Origin of the sequence: Gloeobacter violaceus PCC 7421 (assembly GCF_000011385.1) — a bacterium.
Lineage (GTDB): Bacteria > Cyanobacteriota > Cyanobacteriia > Gloeobacterales > Gloeobacteraceae > Gloeobacter > Gloeobacter violaceus.
In genome coordinates this window covers 1,545,413-1,562,999 of sequence record NC_005125.1, presented here as the reverse complement: position 1 = coordinate 1,562,999, position 17,587 = coordinate 1,545,413, and the positions used below count along the sequence as shown (strand labels likewise).

Annotated in this window: 14 protein-coding genes; 10 read left to right on the top strand and 4 right to left on the bottom strand. The window is 64.3% G+C overall.

The features are described 5' to 3' along the window. The first annotated feature begins 60 nt into the window (after positions 1 to 60). The 7 genes from GLL_RS07570 to GLL_RS07540 all read left to right on the top strand — a co-directional run bounded on the left by GLL_RS07570 (position 61) and on the right by GLL_RS07540 (position 9,064). A complete protein-coding gene (locus GLL_RS07570; protein WP_197530141.1) occupies positions 61 to 1,167 on the top strand; it encodes an iron-containing alcohol dehydrogenase family protein in 1,107 nt (368 codons plus the stop codon). Between the two features lie 21 nt (positions 1,168 to 1,188). After that, complete coding sequence (locus tag GLL_RS07565) at positions 1,189 to 1,599, top strand: universal stress protein (protein ID WP_164928786.1); 411 nt, start codon at positions 1,189 to 1,191, stop codon at positions 1,597 to 1,599. A gap of 39 nt (positions 1,600 to 1,638) precedes the next feature. After that, positions 1,639 to 2,586: a cation diffusion facilitator family transporter gene (locus GLL_RS07560; RefSeq protein WP_164928785.1), complete on the top strand. Its 948-nt coding sequence runs from the start codon at positions 1,639 to 1,641 to the stop codon at positions 2,584 to 2,586. Then, the gene (locus GLL_RS07555; protein ID WP_164928784.1) at positions 2,583 to 4,268 is read left to right on the top strand and encodes a CBS domain-containing protein; all 1,686 of its coding nucleotides are present in this window, start codon (positions 2,583 to 2,585) and stop codon (positions 4,266 to 4,268) included. Before GLL_RS07560 ends, GLL_RS07555 begins: the two co-directional genes overlap by 4 nt. A 58-nt stretch (positions 4,269 to 4,326) precedes the next feature. Next, on the top strand, positions 4,327 to 6,660 hold the full coding sequence (locus GLL_RS07550; RefSeq protein WP_011141452.1) for a TonB-dependent receptor plug domain-containing protein: 2,334 nt from the start codon (positions 4,327 to 4,329) through the stop codon (positions 6,658 to 6,660). A 167-nt stretch (positions 6,661 to 6,827) separates the two neighbouring features. After that, positions 6,828 to 7,370: an FG-GAP-like repeat-containing protein gene (locus tag GLL_RS07545; protein WP_011141451.1), complete on the top strand. Its 543-nt coding sequence runs from the start codon at positions 6,828 to 6,830 to the stop codon at positions 7,368 to 7,370. Then, the gene (locus GLL_RS07540) at positions 7,355 to 9,064 is read left to right on the top strand and encodes an FG-GAP-like repeat-containing protein (RefSeq protein WP_011141450.1); all 1,710 of its coding nucleotides are present in this window, start codon (positions 7,355 to 7,357) and stop codon (positions 9,062 to 9,064) included. The genes GLL_RS07545 and GLL_RS07540 overlap by 16 nt, the downstream gene beginning before the upstream one ends. A 91-nt stretch (positions 9,065 to 9,155) precedes the next feature. Here the strand turns inward: GLL_RS07540 and GLL_RS07535 are convergent, their stop codons facing one another. Next, positions 9,156 to 10,613, bottom strand: a complete 1,458-nt coding sequence (locus tag GLL_RS07535) for a helicase C-terminal domain-containing protein (RefSeq protein ID WP_011141449.1) — start codon at positions 10,611 to 10,613, stop codon at positions 9,156 to 9,158. A 106-nt stretch (positions 10,614 to 10,719) separates the two neighbouring features. Here GLL_RS07535 and GLL_RS07530 point away from each other — a divergent pair, with 106 nt between their 5' ends. Further along, positions 10,720 to 12,822, top strand: a complete 2,103-nt coding sequence (locus GLL_RS07530) for an RNB domain-containing ribonuclease (RefSeq protein WP_164928783.1) — start codon at positions 10,720 to 10,722, stop codon at positions 12,820 to 12,822. A 16-nt stretch (positions 12,823 to 12,838) separates the two neighbouring features. Here the strand turns inward: GLL_RS07530 and GLL_RS07525 are convergent, their stop codons facing one another. Together GLL_RS07525 and glyQ are read right to left on the bottom strand one after the other, a co-directional pair. Then, entirely contained in the window at positions 12,839 to 13,411 is a 573-nt protein-coding gene (locus tag GLL_RS07525; RefSeq protein WP_011141447.1) for an NYN domain-containing protein, read from the bottom strand. Between the two features lie 25 nt (positions 13,412 to 13,436). Further along, complete coding sequence (gene glyQ, locus GLL_RS07520) at positions 13,437 to 14,309, bottom strand: glycine--tRNA ligase subunit alpha (RefSeq protein ID WP_011141446.1); 873 nt, start codon at positions 14,307 to 14,309, stop codon at positions 13,437 to 13,439. Between the two features lie 364 nt (positions 14,310 to 14,673). Here glyQ and GLL_RS07515 point away from each other — a divergent pair, with 364 nt between their 5' ends. Further along, positions 14,674 to 15,882, top strand: coding sequence for a DUF2808 domain-containing protein (locus GLL_RS07515; protein ID WP_011141445.1), 1,209 nt, complete (start codon positions 14,674 to 14,676; stop codon positions 15,880 to 15,882). Here GLL_RS07515 and GLL_RS07510 read toward each other — a convergent pair. After that, positions 15,879 to 17,243 carry a TldD/PmbA family protein gene (locus GLL_RS07510; RefSeq protein ID WP_011141444.1) on the bottom strand — a complete coding sequence of 455 codons (1,365 nt, stop codon included), beginning with the start codon at positions 17,241 to 17,243 and terminating at the stop codon, positions 15,879 to 15,881. The two genes, GLL_RS07515 and GLL_RS07510, sit on opposite strands and share 4 nt — an antisense overlap. A gap of 135 nt (positions 17,244 to 17,378) precedes the next feature. On the opposite strand from GLL_RS07510, the gene GLL_RS07505 reads away from it, so the two are divergent. After that, complete coding sequence (locus tag GLL_RS07505; protein ID WP_011141443.1) at positions 17,379 to 17,537, top strand: chlorophyll a/b-binding protein; 159 nt, start codon at positions 17,379 to 17,381, stop codon at positions 17,535 to 17,537. Positions 17,538 to 17,587: the final 50 nt, after the last annotated feature.

Below are 17,587 nucleotides of genomic sequence, written 5' to 3'. Positions count from 1 at the left end.
CTTTGCGGATGGGCATAAAAAAGTTACTAATGAGAGATGGACCTTTGAGCGAGCCGAGCGTTGAACGAAACTATAGCGCTGCAAACTCTGGTGGCCCCGCAGCAAGTACGGCGCGGTCACGGCACTATCGAAATCTTGGGGGAATGGACCCGGCGGCTCGGAAGCCGACCGCTGATCGTCGGTGGCCAAAATACCCTGGCGCGCTGGCGACCGACGCTGGAGAAGATTTTACAGGAAGCGGGGCTTGAAGCAGTCTTTGCCGATTACGGTATCGACTGTACCGAAGCGAACTTGGCGCGACTGGTGGACAAGGCGTCCGGGCACGACGTGGTGATCGGCGTCGGGGGCGGTAAAGCCCTCGACATGGCCAAACTGGTCGCGGCGCGCCGCGGCCTGCCGATGATCGCGCTGCCCACCTCGGCGGCCACCTGTGCGGCTTGGGCGGCTTTGTCGAATATTTACTCCGAAGCGGGCCAGTGGCTCTACGGCGTCGAACTCGACCACGCACCTGAAGGGCTCATCGTCGATTACGACTTGATTGCCACCGCCCCGGTGCGCACGCTGGTGAGCGGCATGGGGGACGCCCTCGCCAAGTGGTACGAAGCGTCCATCAGCTCCGGCGACTCGGACGATGTGCTGGTGATTAGCGCCGTGCAGCAGGCCCGGGTGCTGCGCGACTTGATTTTGCAGTTGGGAGAAGCGGCCGTGGGCGAACCCGGCGGCCGGGCCTGGGAGCAGATGGTCGATGCAAGCATTTGCCTGGCGGGGATGGTGGGGGGCCTTGGGGGGGCGCGCTGCCGCACCGTCGCCGCCCACGCCGTCCACAACGGCCTCACCAGCCTGGGTGCCACCCGCCGCTCGTTGCACGGCGAAAAAGTCGCCCTGGGTGTTCTGGTTCAACTTAGGCTCGAAGAAACCGTCGGCCGCCAGCGCCTGGCAAGCATCGCCCGCGAGCAGCTCGAACAGTTCTACCGCCGTGTGGGTCTGCCTTTGAGCCTTGAGGATCTGCACCTCGCTGCGCTGGACGACGAGCAGTTGCTGGCGGTTGCCCGGCTGTGCTGCCAGCCGCAATCCGACATCCATTACTTGCCTTTTGCCGTCGAACCCGAGCAGTTGGCGCGGGTGCTGCGCGAGAGCGCCCGGCCGCGCGCCGCTCGTCTAAGCTGATGGGTGGAGCGGAGGATGGCGATGTTTGAACTGATTCTGTTGCCCCTGGACAGTTCGCCGGAAAGCGAAAGGGCGCTGCAGGTGGCTTTGAGCCTCGCCCGCCAGTACAGCAGCAAACTGCTGTTGCTGTCGGTGGTCGATTTACCCGAGGAGATGCCCGAGCGCGAAGCCCACCTGGCCGAAGTGCGCGCCAAGGCCCAGGCCCTTGCCCAGACCGTGCGCGACCGGCTGCAGGGCGAAGGGTATCCGACCGACGCGCGCATCGACGCGGGCAAAGCCGCCTTTGTGATCTGCGATGTGGCCGATGAAGTCGGGGCGGGGCTGATCGTCATGGGCAGCCGCGGACTCGGTCTTATCGAAGAAGGCAAACACCACAGCACCAGCAGCCGGGTGATCAACCTCTCCCCCTGCCCGGTGCTGGTGGTGCCCTGACGGGAGCCCGGAGGGCGGCCTGCTACTGTGGTGGCAGCTATGAACGTTTCATCTGCGCACGCCACGCGGCCTTATGCGCTGCTTTCGATCGCGGCGGCGGTGGGCACGATCGCCATCAAATTCGGTGCCTACGTCCTGACCGGTTCGGTCGGGCTGCTCTCCGACGCGGCCGAATCGGGAATCAACCTGGTGACCGCCCTGGTCACTTTTTGGGCGCTGACGGTGGCGGCAAGAGCTCCCGACCAGACCCACCCGTTCGGCCACTCGAAGGCGGAATACTTCTCCAGCGGCCTGGAGGGGGCGCTGATTCTGCTCGCGGCGGTGGGGATCGCCGTGACCGCCGTGGGGCGGCTTTTCGATCCGCAGCCGCTGGAGCAGTTGGGCTTGGGCATGGTGCTCTCGCTGGTCGCCACCGCCCTCAACGGCGGGGTGGCGGCGGTGCTGACGGCGGCGGGCAAGCGCCTGCGCTCCCTCGCCCTGCAGGCCGACGCCCAGCATCTGCTCACCGACGTCTGGACCTCCGCCGGGGTGGTGGTTGGGCTGGTACTGGTGCAACTGACCGGTTGGCTCATCCTCGACCCGCTGATTGCCCTGGCGGTGGCCGTCAACATCGTCTGGGCCGCCCTCAGGCTGTTGCGCGAGTCGGCGGACGGGCTGATGGACAGCGCCCTCAGCGACGAAGACACCCGCAGCATCGAGCGGATTCTGGCCGGTTACGCAGAGGGCGGCCTGCAGTTTCATGCCCTGCGCACCCGCCAGGCCGCCTCGCGCCGGTTCATTTCGCTGCACGTACTGGTGCCGGGCGCCTGGACCGTCCAGCGCGGCCACGATCTGTGCGAGGAAATCGAGCGCGCCGTCGAGGCGGCCTTGCCCCAGAGTTATGTCACCACCCACCTCGAACCGCTTGAAGATCCGCTCTCGTGGGCGGACGCCGAACTCGACCGCACCCCCCGCTCGGGCGATTCCCCGAAAGAAAAACGGCGGTGAGCGCGGTGGTGCTGGCCCGCGACGTGATGTCCGCGCCCGTGCGCACACTGCGCCCGGAGATCGCTTTGATGGCGGCCCGGCAGCGCCTGACCCGCTACGGGCACGGGGCGATGCCGGTGGTGAACGCGCAGGGCGGTCTGATGGGAATCATCTCGCGTCGCGATCTCGATATTGCTCTTTATCACGGATTCGCCGAGGATCCGGTGGAGCGGTTCATGACCGCGACGGTGCTCACGGTGCCCTCGGACGCCCCGCTCGATGAGATCGAAGCGCTGATGGTCACCTACGACATCGGCCGGGTGCCGGTACTGGAGGCGGGGCAACTGGTGGGCATCATCACCCGCACCGACCTGCTGCGCCAGCACCACCAGCAGCGCACCGGCGGGCTGCCGCTGTTCCTGCCTTTGCAGGAGCGTCTTGAAGCCAAACTCGAAGCGGTGGCCATCGAGCGCCTCGCCCGGGTGGCCGCCACCGCCGAGGCGCTCGATCAGGTGGCATATCTGGTGGGCGGTGCGGTGCGCGACTTGCTGCTGGGTGAAACCAGCAGCGATCTCGATGTCGTGGTCGAAGGCCGCGGGGGCGAAGCCGGGGCCGCCCCGGCCCTGGCGCGCGCCATCGCCGCAGAGGACGCAACTTTGCGCCTGGAGTGCTTCGAGAAGTACCAGACCGCCGCGCTGATCTGGCCCGATGGCTTCGTGCTGGATCTGGCCACCGCCAGGACCGAGTTCTATCCCAGACCGGGGGCCAACCCCGAAGTCGAGAGCGCCTCGATCCGCCTCGATCTGTACCGTCGGGATTTTACGATCAACGCGATGGCCGTCTGCCTCAACGGCCCACGCGCCTGGCAACTGATTGACTTTTTCGGCGGATTTGTCGATCTGCGCGAGCGCATCGTGCGGGTGCTGCACCCCAACAGCTTCATCGAAGACCCGACCCGGATCTTTCGGGCGGTGCGCTTTGCGCTACGGCTCGGCTTCGCGATCGCCCCCCAGACCGAGGCGTTTATTGTGCGCAGCGTTTCGGGCGGTCTGCACGATCTTTACGGCGGGGAACGCCTGAAGACGGAACTCGGCTACTTGCTTGCGGCCCCTTTTTGGTTGGAAGGGCTGCAACTGCTCGACCGGCTCGGGGCGCTGCGCTGCGTGCACCCGGATCTGCGACTGACGGAGGCCTTGGCAGCGGCGTTGGTGTGGCTGGAGGGTGGGTATGGAGCGTTTGCGCCTTTGCGGGCGACCCTCCCTCAGTTGCGGCTGGATCGGCTGCTGCTCGCCGTGGGGCCGCAGGCGGCCGAGAGCCTCCCCCTCGACGGCCACGCCCGTACCCGGCAGCGCAAAGTGCGCGCCGCGCTCCTCGTCCTCGCCAAACAGACCGATTGGTCCGCCGCCGCGCTCCACCGGCACCTGGCGGGCCTTGGGCCGGAGGAGAGTCTGCTGCTGGCAAGTGCGATCGGGCAGACCGAACGGCGCCAGTCGATCGCTGATTATCTGCAGCGCCGCCGGGAACCGCCGCTGGTGGGCGGCGACGACCTGAAAGCCCTGGGTCTCAAGCCCGGTCCGGACTTTCGCAAAATTCTCGATGACGCCACAACGGCCCAACTTGCCGGCAAGCTCGTCGACCGCGAAGGAGCGCTTGCCTGGCTGCAAGACCGCGCCCAACCGGGAAATCGCGCCTACGAGAATTAATTGATAATGATAATCGCTCCTGCTATCATCGCCACGATGGTTGAGCGAGGAGTGAGCGGTGGTGCCGATCTGGAATTTTTATGGGCTGCATCGGGCAAGCCGCTTGCTTCTGGCACTCGGTTGCGGGTTTGCCGGGACGCTTGCGGTTGTTCAAGATGCAGGCGCGGTGCCGACGGTGAGCGATCTGGCCGCCACGGGCGGTCGGGCTGCGGATTTGTTGGTCCAGGAGCCCTCCCCGGCCGCGTCCCCCGCCCCAGAACCCGCCGTTCCCGTTGAGCCTGTCGCTTCAGACCCAGTGCCGCCTGCAGCGGTTGGCTCCGAGACCTTTGAACTGGACGATGTGACGGTGACCGGCAGCTTCCGTCGCCAGCGGGTGCGCGACATTCCGGGGAGCGTCTACGTCATCGATCAAAAAGAAATCGAACAAAAAGGGGCGCGCACGGTGGGCGACGCCCTGCGGGGCGTGCCGGGGGTAGTGAGCAATCTGTCCGGGGCGGGGGCAGATGTGCACAGCACCTACTTCATCCGGGGGCTGCCCACCACCAGCACCGCCTTGCTCATCGACGGCCGCTCGCTCAACAACCTCAACCAGGAGCACGTCGATCTCAACGAGTTGCCGGTGGCGGGGATCGACCGCATCGAGGTGCTCACCGGCGGGGCAACCACCCTCTACGGTTCGACAGCGGTGGGCGGGGTGATCAACGTGATCACGAAGCGTCCCCCCAAGGTTTTCGAGGGCAACGTCGAGGTGACCTACGGCAGCTACGGCTACAGCGACTACCGCGCCTACGTGGGCGGGCCGTTGGGTGAGAGTGTGCGCTTCAACCTCTACGCCACCTACTTCAACACCAACAACGACTTTTTCTACCGGGTGGAGCGGCCGGGCGGGCCGGTGCCGGTCTTCGAAGACAAGCGCATCAACGGGGCGTTTACCAGCACCAACTACGGCTTCGACCTTGACTGGGAGATCATGCCGCGCACGACGCTCAATTTCACCAGTTACTACCGCCAGGGCAGCCGGGGCATTTCGCTTTTCGCCATTCGCGATCCGCGCACGTCAATCCCGGCCAGGGACGAAGCAGGCAACGTCGTCAACCTTTCCGCCGACGAACTGGGCCTTAACGGGGCGCTCTTTCCTCGCATATTGATCGACTACTACGGCTTTGCCGTCACTTCCAATACCCGCCTGGGGGAAGCCGACGACTCGAATTTGCAGGTGCGGCTTTCTTACGACCGGGGCCGCACCACCGAGCAGGAAGTCGAAGAAGGGGAGACCGAATTTGCCACCAACGACATCGGCATCTTCGGCACCCGCGTGCTGCATACCTGGCAGGTGGCCCCGGCCCTCAACTTGAGCTACGGCTTCGACTTTTTGCGCGAGGGCGGCAACTCCTTCGGCAGCGAAAACCCGCTCATTTACGAGGCGGCCATCTCGCAGCCGTCGCTGTTTGCCCTGGCAAGCTACAAACCCGCCGACGACGTGACGGTGACGCTCGGTTTGCGTGGTATCTTCGGCACCCGCGCCACCAGCCGCGAATTTAACCGCGACTTTAACGGCGCCCTCACCCCGAGCGTCGGAGTGCGCTGGCAGGTGATCCCCCAACTGGCCCTGCGCAGCACCTTCAGCCGCGTCTACAAGACTCCCAATTTTAACGACCTGTTCGGCCGCGGCGAGATCCTGGGCAACCCGGATCTCTTGGCGGAGAGCGGTTCGACTTTCGATGCAGGCATTGACTGGCAGCCCAGCCCGACCAGCCTTATCCGCTTCAGCTACTTTCTCAACGACATCGACAACCTCCAGGGCTACAACCTGATCGAAGAAAATTCGCCGGAAGATCAGTTGCTCATCGACAAGTTCGGCTACGAACTGAATGAGCGCGTGCGAGTCAATTTCCCGAGGGTGCGCTCCAGCGGCTTCGAGTTGGCGGCAAGCTGGCAGTTTGCCCCGTACTGGACGCTGTTTGCGACCGAGACCTACACCGACTCGCGGGTGGAGCAAGCTTTTAAACCCGCCTACACCCAGACCCAGTACCCGCTGGTACCCTTCCACAGCGGTCGGGCCGGTTTTTCCTACGACAGCCCCGGCGGTTTTCGCGGGGCGCTGTTTGTCAATTTCCAGGGCCTACGCTCCAGCGACCCGCTGCACATCGGCCCGGGCTTCGCCGAACTGAACAGCCCGGCGGGGCTGCCCATCGCCAACGCCTTTGCCCTGCCGCCGGGGGCGCTGTTGCCCGGTTACACGACGCTAGACTTTTCCTTCCGGGTGCCCGTCACCGAAAACCTCTCGGTGCTGGGCTACCTCGACAACCTTACCAACACCCGCTACGAGCGCAACTACGGCAACGGCGCGCCGCCCGTTAACTTTCGCCTGGGGCTCAAGGCCGCCTTTTGAGCCTATCTACTACGCCACTTCAAGAATGAAGTGCACCGCTTTTGCAAATAAACCCGATCCGATATCATCATTTTTGTGTGCAACGCCGTCGGACTAAGCACCAGTGATTAGTGAACGCTACTGGTATCGTGGGGACGATCCTTTATAAGAAAAGTTCTAGGTAAAACATGGGACAGGGAAGTGAAAGAGACCGCCGCCGCCGCCCGCCGTGGTGGTGGGGTCTGGCGCTAGCGGCGGTGTTAGGGGCGTGGCCGTCGGCTGCGGGGGCACAGGTAAACTTCCGGGTCGCCCGCTCCTTTGCGGCCGGGGAGCGTCCCACCTCGGTGGCGTTGGGGGATATCGACGGCGACGGCGACCTCGACATTGCCACTGCCAGCGGCGACTATGCCGACCCCGGCAATGTGTCGGTGCTGCTGAACGCCGGTGGTGGCGGGTTTGCCCCCCCCCGCTCCTTTGCAGTCGGGGACTTACCTAAGTCGGTGGCGCTGGGGGATATCGACGGCGACGGCGACCTCGACATCGCCACCGCTAACAGGGAATCCAACGACGTGTCGGTGCTGCTGAACACCGGCGGTGGCAGCTTTGCCCCCGCCCAAGCGTTCGCGGTCGGGTCCCGCCCCTACTCGGTGGCGTTGGGAGATCTCGATGGCGACGGCGACCTCGACATCGTCCCGCCAACAGAGAATCCGACGACGTGTCGGTGCTGCTGAACACCGGCGGTGGCAGCTTTGCCCCCCCCCGCTCCTTTGCAGCCGGGAACTCTCCCCTTTCGGTGGCGTTGGGGGATCTCGATGGCGACGGCGATCTGGATCTGGCCACTGCCAATAATTACTCCGACGACGTGTCTGTGTTGTCGAACAGCGGCAGCGGCAGCTTCGCCCCCGCCCGCAACTTCGTGGCCGGGGACCGTCCCACCACAGTAGCGTTGGGGGACGTAGACGGCGACGGCGACCTCGATCTCGTCACCGCCTCTGGCCAAAGGGTCTTGGTGCTGCTGAACACCGGCAACGGCACCCTCGCCAACACCCGTTTCTTCAGGAACGGGGACTCTCCCAGTTCGGCGGTGTTGGGGGACGTAGACGGCGACGGGGACCTCGACATCGCCACCGCCAACAGCGGCTCGGTTTACCAAGTCACCGGCAGCGTAACGGTTTTGTTGAACACCGGCGGCGGCAACTTCGCCCCCGCCCGCAACTTCGTGGCCGGGTTCCGCCCCTACTCGGTGGCGCTGGGAGATCTCGATGGCGACGGCGACTTCGACCTCGCCACCGCCAATGGCCAATCCAATGACGTGTCTGTGTTGTCGAACACCGGCGGCGGCAGCTTTGCGGCCGCCCGCTCCTTTGCGGCTGGCGGCGAAACTGTGGCGCTGGGAGATTTCGACGGCGACGGCGACCTCGACCTCACCACCGCCAATTCAGCCTCTAGCAATGTGACGGTGCTTCAGAACACTGGAGGTGGCAACTTCGTCCGCTTCCGCTCCTTCGCGGTCGGGTTCAATCCCAAGTCTGTGGCGTTGGGGGACGTAGACGGCGACGGCGACCTCGACATCGCCACCGCCAATGGCGGCTCATTTCCCGACTACCCCGGCAGCGTAACGGTTTTGTTGAACACCGGCAGCGGCAACTTCGCCCCCGCCCGCAACTTCGCGGCCGGGTTCCGCCCCTACTCGGTGGCGTCGGGGGATCTCGATGGCGACGGCGATCTGGATCTCGCTACCGCCAACAGAGAATCCGACGACGCGTCTGTGTTGCTGAATACCGGCGGTGGCAGCTTTGCCCCCGCCCAAGCGTTCAAGGTTGGGGATGATCCCCAATCGGTGGCGTTGGGGGATCTCGATGGCGACGGCGACCTCGACCTCGTCACCGCCAACGGCGCATCCGACGACGTGTCTGTGTTGTCGAACAGCGGCGGCGGCAGCTTCGCCCCTGCCCAATCGTTTGCGGTCGGGGACTCACCTGAGTCGGTGGCGTTGGGGGATCTCGATGGCGACGGCGACCTCGACCTCGCCACCGCCACAGCACGCCCCAACAATGTGACGGTGCTTCAAAACACCGGCGGCGGCAGCTTTGGCCCCCCCCAGTCGTTTTTTGCCGGAGGCTCTCCCATCTCGGTGGCGTTGGGGGACCTGGACGGCGACGGTGACCTCGATATTGCCGCTGTCAGTGGTAACTATTCTTATGGCAGTGTATATGTGTTGTTGAACACCGGCGGCGGCAGCTTCGCCCCCGCCCAAGCGTTCAAGGTTGGGGGTCCTCCCTTTTCGGTGGCATTGGCGGACCTTGACGGCGACCTCGACAACGACCTCACCACCGCCATCTACTCAGCCGCCACCGTCACGGTACTGCGCAACATCACGCCAAGCTCTCCCTCCCAGCCAGCGCGGCCCTCTCCCACTCCGTAAAGGCGAACGAGGAACGGCCTTGTTTTATGCGAATCGATTGGGTTGTACTGTGCATCTCCAGAAAGTTTGCTGAACCTGGGATGCCAATAAGTTACTCCAGGTAGCGCAGCCGACGGGCGGGGGTGAGGGCATCCAGCAGTTGGCCGCCGTAACTGCGGTGGTTGATGCGGTTATCGAGCAGTGCCACCAGACCTTGGGTCTGGCGCAGAGGACTGATGCCCCGCTGCAGCCGGCCAATGGCGACGGGCAGCAGGTACTCGCGAAACCAATCGCGGCGGCGGTCTTTGAGCCACTGCACCCGCGCAGCCACGAGCGGGTCGTCGAGGCGCGGAAAAGGCAGCGCGCAGACTGCCAGGGTCGTGGGAGCCCCCAGGTGATGGTGGTTGGCTTCCCAAAATTCCCAACTGGCCAGGGTGATGCCGTTGGGGGGCGGCTGCAGGCGATGAATGCCGACGCGCGAGCCGAACTGCGAGGCGAGAAAGGTGCCCAGGTGGGAGCGCAACGGACCTTCGGGCAACAAGATCACCAGCGGCCCGGCGGCAAGGGCCGCCAGTTCCACCAGCACCGGTTCAATCTGCTGCCGGTACTGAGAAGACGTGGGATCGCTCAGTTGCGTAGGCAGGTAGAGCTGCACCTCCTGCTCGCGCGGGTCGGCGGGAAAGCGCAGACAGGTCACCTCCTCCAGGCCCACCCAGGACCGGAAAGTGCGCGCTTCGCGCGCCGGGTCGAGCGCTTCGCCGATGACGACGGCGGGCTGGCGGGGCCAGAGCGCGCGCGCCAAATCGCCCGCCACGGCGATCGGGGAACTGACCAGGCTGAACTGGTTGCTCTGGCGGTAGTACTGCACCCAGTGGGCGCGCTCGGGTGCGCCCAGGGCGGCGCGAAAGCGCCGCCAGGCCTCGCTGGGGGGAGATTCACCCAGAGCGCTCGCCAGTTCGGCCTGGCGGCCGGGACTCAGGGCCGCGCGGTGATGGGGCTGGCTGGAGAGGGCGCGGCTGAGTCCGACCTGCCAGTCGAGCCAGAATTCGGCCCGCTCAAAGTCGCCCTCGCGCAGATCGTCCCAGTCGGCCGGCTCGATGCGCTCGCAGAGCGCCTGGATGGCCCACTGCTCCAGGCCGTGGGCACCGTCGAAGATCACAGCGACGCCCTCGGGAAAGTGACTCCCTCCCCGCAGACGGTCGCGCAAAAAAGTGAGCGGGTCGGTGATGAGCACCCCCTGCCACCCGGTACCGGGCCAGCGATCGCCCAAACCGATCGGTTTTTCGGTAGCCAGGTTGCGGCGCAACAGCGGCAAATCGACATCGAGCAATTGCTGCTGGATGGTTTCACTCGCGCAGAGGATCACCGGCTCCGGGGCGCTCAGGGCCGGCAACAGGTAGCTGAGGCGGTGCTCTCCCGAACCGCTCACCTGCACCAGGGTCGATCGGCCCTGGGAAAGGGCGCGGGCCACCAGCCGCCCCATCGTCAACTGGTGGGGCCAGACGGTGGGCAGTTGCTCCGAGCGCAGCAACTGCAACAGCTGGCGATGGACCTGAACCTCAATGCCCATGGCACCCAGTGTAAGACTCCCCGTGCGAACAACAGGGCCTAAACGTTACCATGAACGCTAATCGGGCAAGCTCACTAAACAAGATCTATGGAAGCGGGGTATGGGCATGCAATTTTCTGTACACGACTTGCTGGGTCTACTCTCACCGGAACGCTCGGTGGCGCCGAAGGTGCTTCAGCAAAAGCTTTCCCTCGATGACGGCGCGGCGCTTGCCCAGCTGCAACTGGTGCTCGACGCCCTCGAGAAAGTCGGCCTGATCGAGAAAATGCAGGGCCGCTACCGCCTGGTTGCCAACGAAGAAATCGTCGGCGGACGCCTGCGCTGCAGCTCAAAAGGCTTCTGCTTTGTGACCCCCGAGCAGCCGGAGGCGGAGGAAATTTTTGTCGTCGAAGGTAGCCTCAAAAATGCCTGGAATGGCGATCGGGTGCTGGTGCGCCTGCTCAAAAAAGCTTCGCGCCGCCGCAAACCCGAAGGAGAAGTGGTGCTGGTGACCGAGCGGGCGCACACCGCCCTGGTGGGCCGCCTCGCCGAAGCGGACGCGGGCGAAGACAAGCCCAAACTCCTGCAGGTCGCTCCCCTGGACGACCGGCTGGGCAGCGTTCTGGAGTTGGTCGATGCCGAAATTCCGGACGTGGCGGCCGACTTGATTGTCGAGGTGGAGATCACCCGCTATCCTCTAGGGCGGCGGCCGGCCAAATGCCGATTGCTGCGCGTGCTCGGCCACGCCAACGATCCGCTGGTGGATCTCGACCTGGTGGCCAGCCGCTATCAGTTGCCGCTCGAGTTTCCCCAGGCGGTGCTCGATGCGGCTGCACAGCTTGCCGCATCCGCGGCGCCGGAGGGGCGCGAGGATCTGCAGGCGCTCGAAGTGTGGGCGCTGCCGGGGGAATTGCTCCAGACGGCCCTCTCGTTGGTACCGACGGAGGGCGGTTGGGAACTGGGTTTGCACGTGAGCGATGTGGCGGTGCTGGTGGAGGCGGGTTCGACCCTCGACGCCGAGGCCTACCGGCGCGGCCTGGCGGCGCGCCTGCGCGATCGCAGCCTCAGACTGTGGCCCGACGCGCTGCTGGAGCGTTGCGCTCTGCTGCCCGACACCGGCCGTTCCGCCTGGTCGGTGCTGGTAAACCTCGACACCACGGGCCAGGTGCGCGCCTTTCGCTGGACACCCTCGCTGGTGCGCGCCCGCGGCCGCCTGGAGAGCCTGAGTGAACCCTACGCCGCCGTCGCCGCCGCCCTGGCCGCCCAGGGGACAGGCCCGCTGCTCGGCGCTTCGGATCCGCGCATTTTTATCGAACTGCTCGAATCGCTCATCGGGCAGCATCTGGCCCACCTGCACCTGGGGGCACCCTTTTTGTTCGAGCCGGGGCCGCAGGGCGGCGAGGTGGTCGACTGGCTGCGCCTGGCGCGCGCCTGCGGCCTGGAGGTGCCCGAGGCGGACGCTTCGGTGGAACTCACCGTGCGGCAGTACCGCACCTGGCTTCTGGAGCAGCCCGAGGGGGCCAACCGCGCCCTGCGCGAGCTGCTGCTGACCACCCTGCCGGTGGAACAATTCGCGGCGGAGCCCCGGCACCACTTCGGGCGCGACAGCATGGCGGTCGCCCCTTTTGGCCGTCCGCTCGAACACTACGGCGACCTGTTGGTGCAGCGCTTACTCCAGCAGGTGCACACCGACGGCCGCGATCGCAAGACGCCGCGCAGCAAGGTGAGCGTCGATCTGCACTCTTCGAACTGCCATGGGCTCATCGACTGGCCGGTGCTCAAACCCAAAGTCCAAAAAGACTGGGAGGAGGCGCTGCCAGGCTCGGTAAGCCACCTCAGCGCGCGGCTGCAGCAGGTGCACCAGGCCCAGGCGGACCTGGAGGGCTTCGAGCGCATCGGCCGGCTCGGCACCCAGACCGAACCCCTCAGGGGGCTGATTACCGGTGTGCAATCCTACGGATTTTTCGTCGCCGTCGAAGAACCCTTCGTCGAGGGCCTGGTGCACGTCAGCGGTCTCAAAGACGACTGGTACACCTTCCAGGCGCGCGAACCCGCCTTGATCGGCAGACGCAGCCGCCGCCGCTTTCAAATTGGCGACACGGTCACCGTCAAAGTCAAGGGGATAGACTACTACCGCCAACAAGTGGACTTGATGGTGGTGCGCGACGAGTCGGAACCACCCACGGAGGAGGGTACCGAAGCGCCGCTGCTTGCCGCACCGGAAGCGTGAACGGCGGCGTTGCCCCTCAGCCGCCGTTGGGCAGCGAGGCGGCGCTGATCGAACTGGAAGAAAGCACCCGGCTTTCGATCGTCTTTTCGATGAAGGGCCTCAGATCGTTGAGGTCGATGTAGCGATCGGCAGCGTTGCGCAACTCGCGGGCAATCATGCCCTCGGTGGAAACGACGGTGATGCGCGTATCCTTGGAGCGCAACAGTTCGACCGCCCGCTCAAAGTCGCCGTCGCCGCTGAAGAGCACCGCATGGTTGTACTGGGCGACGGTGTTGAACATATCGACGACAATTTCGATATCGAGATTGGCCTTCTGGGTCATCTCCCCGGAGAGGCGATCGTAGTACTCTTTGAGAAATTTTTCGCGCACGGTAAAGCCCATCGCGATCAGCGCGTCGCGAAAGCCCCGCTGGTCCTGGGGATCGCGGATGCCCGTGTACCAAAAAGCGTTCACGAGCGCTTCGTGACGATTAAAATATTCGAGCACCTTGCGCGGATCGAAAAACCAGCCATTCGACCGCTGGGCGTAAAACATGTTGTTGCCGTCGATGAAAATCGACACGCGATCTTGCCGGTATTGAGCGACCATGGAAACTCCTAAAAGCAGGTATAAGTCAGGTTTTGCTTAGCAGAGGAAACCCCAGAGATTCTCTTTGCTTTGCGTAGGCTTGCGCAATTCGCCTGGCCAGGTGGCGTATCCGGCCGATATAGCCGGTCCGCTCGGTGACGGCGATCACACCGCGCGCATCCAACAAGTTGAATGTGTGGGAACACTTGAGGACATAATCGAGCGCCGGAAGCACCAGTCGGCGCTCGCTAAGCGCCGTAGCCTCCTGCTCGTAGAGCTTGAAAAGGGTAAACAGCAATTCCGGATTCGCCTGTTCAAAATTATAGATGCAATTTTCGATTTCCCCTTCGCGGTGGACCTGGCCGTAGGTGAGGCCAGCTCCCCATTCGATGTCGAAAATCGAATCTACACCCTGCAGATACATGGCCAGTCGCTCAATGCCGTAGGTGATTTCGATGGAAACCGGGCGGCAGTCGATGCCTCCACACTGCTGGAAATACGTAAATTGCGTCACCTCCATGCCGTCGAGCCAGACTTCCCAGCCCACCCCCCAGGCCCCGAGGGTCGGCGATTCCCAGTTGTCTTCGACAAACCGGACGTCGTGTTTTTCGGGGTGAATCCCCAGCACCTCCAGCGAGCGCAGGTAACGCTCCTGAATGTCGCCGGGGGAGGGCTTCATCAGCACCTGATACTGGTAGTAATGCTGAAGACGATTGGGATTTTGTGCGTAGCGACCATCGGTGGGCCGCCGACACGGCTCGATATAAGCAACATTCCAGGGCTCAGGTCCGATAGCCCGCAAAAAAGTATGCGGATTCATCGTGCCTGCGCCTTTTTCTACGTCGTACGGTTGAACAATCAGACATCCCTGCTCCTCCCAAAACCGATGAAGCGACAAGGTCATGTCCTGAAAGTTCATATCGCAAGGCGTAGCCCGAAACGTTCTTTGTACAAGGTTAGCGCATGGATGTATCGCATTACACCATCGCCGGGATCGCTTCTAGAAAATTAACAAGCCGGTGAGGGGCTCGCTGGAAGGCTCTCAGGCAGGATGGCCCGATGGGGTTGCGTCGCCATTCTTGATTTGCAGGGACGCCTGTTCGTCCGGTAGGCCCGTTGCGATTAGGATAAACGCAAGTATCCGTTCCTCCCCTACCCGTATTGCGTCGCCCTTCGCGCTTTTTGAGTGATTATGATAAGGATTCTCCCGCCAGTGGGTTGCCGGGACTCAGCGGCCGGGAAGGAGGTCGGGCACAATTACTGGTAGCCGATCGCAGAGGACGATGGTGCGTTTGGAAAGGCCGGAAAACTGGCTGCTTGCCATCTTTGCTTTTCTAATCGGGGTGGGAGCGGCAGCTGCCCTCAGCCCCGAGCAGGTCGTGCAATCGCTCAACGAAGATAGGGATCTGGCAGGCTACGGCCCCTACACGCTGCTTGCCGGTGAGAAGGGTCCATGGCGCTTGATTGCCAAAGGACCGCCGCTCAAGGACAAAACCCTTTTTGAGAAAGCGGCGCTGCAAAGCTCGCTGCTGCTGGTGCGCCATCGCCCGCGTTGGGGAGGCCTGATTCTGGTCGAATCGGGTTCCTGGCGGGCAAGCATCTCCGCCCCGCAACTGATCGATGCCGCCCGCGGCCAGAATCCCCGTGCTCTGCCCGTTCGCGAACTCCAGGCGAGTAACCGCGGCCCACTGCTGCTGCACCCCGAGTTGAGCTTCGAGCGGCTGAAGGCTTTGCGGGTGCCGAGTTTCTTCAACCGCCAGGCCATCCCCCAACTGCAGCGCGCCACCCTGGCGCGGGCGCAGGAGGTGGGCTCGCGCAGTTGGGCGTATCGTTCGTTGCGCTTTATCGAGGAGCGCTACGGCCTGGAGGGCGAACAGCCCCTCAGCATCGAGCGCTCCTTCAGCCGTGGGGCCTTCGCCGAGCGCCTGAACGCGGCTTTGTTGAAACTGCTCGACCCCCAGCCGGGCGATCTGGCGGTGGATCGCTCGGATCTGGCGGCTTTGCGTCAGCTGCAGGTCGATTTCGAATCGGAACTGGCCTTCCTTACCCGCGAGCGCGAGCGGCAGGAAGTGCCGGGACAAACGCCTTCCACCAAAGCGACGTTGCCGATGGCCGGCGTGACCTATCGCTGCAGCGTGCTGTTGCCGGTGGGAGCCGGGCGGGGGATTGCCCAGTTGCTGGTGGACTTTCCGGCCAACCTGCCGCCTTCCGGCCGCGAAAGTGTGCGGCTGCTGGTCGCCGACAGACCGGTGGTGGCCCGCAAAGTCGAACTGACCGGCCGGCAGTACAGCGTCTCGATGCGCTCGGCGGTGCCGCCCGGCTCCGAGTTGACCCTTGAAATTCAGGGCGTCAGCGAGCCTCCTAAACCAGGCCTTTACGCCTTTGGTTTGACGGTCTTGCCGGAGGGGACGCTGCCCGCATACTACGAACTGCCCGGGGCCAAGGCCACCTTCGCGCCGTCGGGGTCCGGCTCCGGCCGTCCGGGCGTTTAGCGGCCGCCCACCACGACCTTGCCGATGCGCAGGTGCGGTCCGCCCACCGCCACCGCCAGGGGCGATTGCCCGCCCTTGCCGCAGCCGCCGCTCAGCCAGACTTGATCGCAGCCGATCGCTTCGATGTCCTTGAGCGTCTCGAAGACATTGCCGGTGAGGGTGATGTCGCTCACCGGTTCGGCGATTTGGCCGCCGCGGATCATGAAGCCCTCGGCGGCGGCGAAGGTGAACATCTCGCCGTTGGTCTGACCGCCCAGCATGCGCACGGCGTAGACCCCTTCGTCGATGCCCGCGATCATTTCCTCGAAGGGCGTGTCGCCCGCCAGGATGCCGGTGTTGGTCATCCGCACAATGGGAGGATAGGTGCCCCCCAGGGCGCGGGCGTTGCCGGTGGGTGCCTCCCCCAGCTTGCCGGCGGTCTCGCGGTTGTGCAGCCGTTCGGTGAGTATGCCGTCTTTGATCAGGTACTTGCGCCGCGTGGGTACCCCCTCATCGTCGTAGGCGAGGGTGCCCGGCTGACCGGCGACGGTGCCGTCGTCGACGACATTGAGCTGGGGGGCGGCGATCGGTTTACCCAGTTGCAGCAACTGCTGCATGCGCGGGTTCTCGTAGATAAAATCGGCCTCCGAAAGGTGGCCGAAGGCTTCATGGATGAACACCCCGGCCAGATACGGATCGAGCACGGCGGTGTAGCGGCCCGCCTTGATGGGCGTGGCTTCAAGCTGGCGCAGGGCGCGCTCGACGGCGGAGAGCACCCGCGCTTCGATGCCGACCAGGGCGCCAAAGTCGCTGCGCGAATGGACCGATTCGAAGCCCTGGCGGATCGTGCCGCCGTCGCGGGCGACCACCCCGAAGCGGCCCGTCACATCGAGGCGCTCCTGCTCCAGGACCGTACCGGTGGTGTTGACGAACCAGACCGTCCGAAAACGGTCGGTGAGCCCGGCGGTGGTCGTCTGGATGCGGGGGTCGGCTTCTAGGAGCAATTGGTTGTAATGGGCCAGCAAATCGCGCTTCTCCCCCAAAGACACCCCGCGCGGGTCGCGCCCCAGCTCGGCGCGCACGGTCGCTTCGACCGCTTCGACCGCCGCCAGTTGGGTCGTCTCGCGGCCCACCAGCTTCGCCTGGCTCACCGCCTCGGCCACCCGGCTTTCGAGTTCGCCCAGGTCGCTGAAGGTCACAAAGCTCCAGCCGCCGCGGTGGCAGGCGCGGATGCCGCCCGCCAGATCGAAGCTGCGGTCGATCGCCTCCAGGCGCGGCCCGCGAAAGGACACCGAACTCGATTCACCGCGCTCCAGGCGAATCTCCAAATAATCGACCGCCGAGCGATAGGGAGCCAGGGCCGCGAGGAGTCTGTCTTGCATCGAATTGGCCAGCGACGACAGACCCCATTGTACGGCGCTTGGAACTACGCCTCTCCCCGTAGATAAATTTTTGTGTACTACAATGAATTTGTTTGCAATGTTTCTTTATACACTGTCTAACACGGGAGTCCGACCATGAACAACCCCAACTCCACTGCTTCGGAGCCCAAGTTTGGCTTCAACCCTTACGCCGAGCTGTTGAACGGCCGCCTTGCGATGATCGGTTTTGCGGCTGCGCTCGTCGTCGAGCTGGCCACCGGCAAGGGTGTGCTGAGCTTTCTGGGCCTGATCTAAGCCAGGAAATCGGCCTTTTTGAGTGTTGCACGGGAGCCCGATTGGGGCTC